Origin of the sequence: Microvirga sp. KLBC 81 (assembly GCF_003075415.1) — a bacterium.
GTDB lineage: Bacteria > Pseudomonadota > Alphaproteobacteria > Rhizobiales > Beijerinckiaceae > Microvirga.
Map to the genome: position 1 here is coordinate 1 of NZ_QDAH01000199.1, position 2,585 is coordinate 2,585.

A 2,585-nucleotide genomic window follows, 5' to 3' on the forward strand; every position below is an offset into this window, starting at 1 on the left:
GCGGATCAGGTCACGCATGGCTTCATGCGCCTCATTCCGGCACCCAGACCGGTGTCAACTCACCCGCTCGCTGGAGAGGCGTCGACATCGGCAAAGACGTCTTCCCCTTGTCGGCTTCGATGCCGAAGGGAAGATCGCCTGCCGTCGCAAGATCCAGCGGGGTGGCAATCACGCCGAGGTGGTATAGGAATGCCTGAGCTATCCCGTGGTCTCACGCGGGGAAGCCATGTGGGATGCCTCGTGTAATAACATCTCTCGCATCCAGATGCTTGCTGGATCATTCTTGTGAAAGGCAGGCCATTGGACAGCTTCGGTGAATGCAGGAAATGGCAGCGGCAGTTCGACGATCCGCAGGGGTATCGTCTTTGCGAAATGCTCAACCAGCCGTAAGGGCATGGTTGCTATACGGTTGGTGCCTGATACCAAGGGTGGGAGCATGCTAAAGCTGTCCACCGCGACCTCAAGACGTCTCTTGAGACCGCGCTCGAGCAAAAACCATTCCTCGATGGAGGGCTTCTGCGTCCGTCCGAACTTGACCGCAACGTGCCCCATCGACATGTATCTCTCGAATGTAAGCTGCCGCGGTAGCTGCTTGTTCATGCGGCAGCCTACGCACACAAGTTTCTCATCGAACAGTGCCACTCTAGGATGCGCGCTCGACATGAACACTTCCGGAAGGATTAGAAAATCGACGTCGCCGCGCCGGAGAAGCTCATCGGGGTCGTCGTCGAGAGGCAGCAACTCGAAGCTGACGGCGGGAGCTTCCCGGGCAACACGCTCCACGACCTTTCTAAAAAATACGAGTGTCATGAAATCGGAAAGGATGATCCTAAAGCGGCGCTCCGATTGGGCTGGGTTGAACCGGTCCGAGGAAATGATGGAGAGCTGGATGTGCAGCAGAGCCTCGCGAACTGCGGGGGCGAGCCCTGCCGCACGCGGTGTTAGGACAAGTTCGCGGCCCCTCATCGTGAATAGCTCATCGCGGAAATAGGCGCGTAACCGGCCAACGGCCGCGCTCATGGCTGGCTGGCTCAGGTTGATGCTGCGTGCCGCCGCCGTGAGGTTACGCTCGGTCGTCAAAGCGTCGAGCGCGACGAGGAGATTGAGATCAAGGCCCTTAAAACGCATGTCTCAGTGTATCCATAGGGTGAATGGGTACCATCGAAACAATCAATTTTACCATCCTTACGGAATGCTGCATGACGAAAATATCAGTTCGACCGAATTCAAGTACATCGAGAGCAAAATTTACGAGTGGCGCAGGAAGAACGGGAAGAATTGAGAGGGCCCATCAGCTCTGGAGCTCGGTGCTATGAAGGTTATTCGGCCCAATTGGCTAGCATCACGATCGCTGACGACAGCGTCTGACGTGCGCCAATCACGCGGCTGCTTCGACCGCAAGATGCGTCCTTCAAGAACGGCAAGAAAGAGGAGGTCATTGCATGCGTCCTCAGGTGCGGTGGAGGCTGTGATGGACAATAAGTTGCAACTCTCCGACTATATCAAACTCGCCGAGTTCCTTCGAAAGACCTATGGTCAACGCGATTGACCTAATCCAACCGTTTATGGACTCTCTAATTGAGGATGGGGAGGGCTGCAGCAGGCGGGAAGCAGAAACGAGCTTGCTCTAAAAATCCCTGTTTCTAAGCAATACATCACCTTCCACTGCCCGGGGATATTGGTTCGCCACTTCGAACGAAGGTAAGAGCTCGAGAATCGCTTGCAGGGATAGCTGCCCTTCATAGAGCTCCCGGTCGCTGTATTCCGTGTAAATGAAGCGCGTCTTGCTCAAGGTCTGTCTGCCGCCAGCGATGACATCGGATTCGGCTCCCTGCACATCCATCCAAATGAAATCGATCGTGTTCAGGTTCGCTTCGCTGCACCAGTCATCTAGCCGTCGAGTTTCAACCGAGATGGGATGATCAAACCGGACCCAATCATATTCCACAAGATGATTCTTGGGTCGGCGTATTGACCCAGAGAGATCCCATTCCTTCGCATTTCCATCTCCGTTGCTTGGATGGAAATCGATCCTGCCATTTCGATCACTGATCGCGATCTCAAATAGCTTCACTTTCTCAAGATACAGATCCATGTTTTTCTTGAAGCGAGCAGCCGCTCGGGGGTCCGGCTCAAAGCAGTAGAGCTGAGCCTTCGGACACAGCCTGAGAAAACGTCGCGTGTCGGTTCCGTCGTTGCAGCCGATTTCCAAGACAACGGGATTCGGCTTTTGGAGAAGTGAAATAATGTGCTGATGTACCTTTAACGAAGATGCGGGTTCTCGCATGCGCTCAAGAAGCTCTCGCATAGACCGCTGTATAGACTTTGACATGCCTTCTCTGAAAGATTGCAGTATGTCCATTGGTACCAAACTACCTTTGATTGCTCTCGGAGATCTATTGAACCCCGTCCTTGAAGCCTCAATAATTCGCGCGACGTCCCGACGAAAGGTATATCAACGTATACAGTGCGTATGCAGGAAGGATGATAAACCTGATTGAGTGGATTATGTGAGGTCCGGCACGGTGTAGTTACTGTTGATCGGAAAATCACTAACAAGGGCAAGGGGCCCAACTTGCCGCGTC

Annotated in this window: 2 protein-coding genes; both read right to left on the bottom strand. The window is 53.9% G+C overall.

The window, feature by feature from the left end:
• Positions 1-198: 198 nt before the first annotated feature.
• Complete coding sequence (locus tag DC522_RS33060) at positions 199-1,128, bottom strand: LysR family transcriptional regulator (RefSeq protein ID WP_047191764.1); 930 nt, start codon at positions 1,126-1,128, stop codon at positions 199-201.
• Between the two features lie 499 nt (positions 1,129-1,627).
• Positions 1,628-2,308, bottom strand: coding sequence for an FkbM family methyltransferase (locus DC522_RS33065; RefSeq protein WP_305777721.1), 681 nt, complete (start codon positions 2,306-2,308; stop codon positions 1,628-1,630).
• Between the last annotated feature and the right edge of the window lie 277 nt (positions 2,309-2,585).

Excerpts from the sequence above, each read along its gene's own strand:
- DC522_RS33065 (WP_305777721.1), bottom strand. The coding sequence starts at position 2,308 with ATGCGAGAGCTTCTTGAGCGCATGCGAGAACCCGCATCTTCGTTAAAG.
- DC522_RS33060 (WP_047191764.1), bottom strand. The coding sequence starts at position 1,128 with ATGCGTTTTAAGGGCCTTGATCTCAATCTCCTCGTCGCGCTCGACGCT.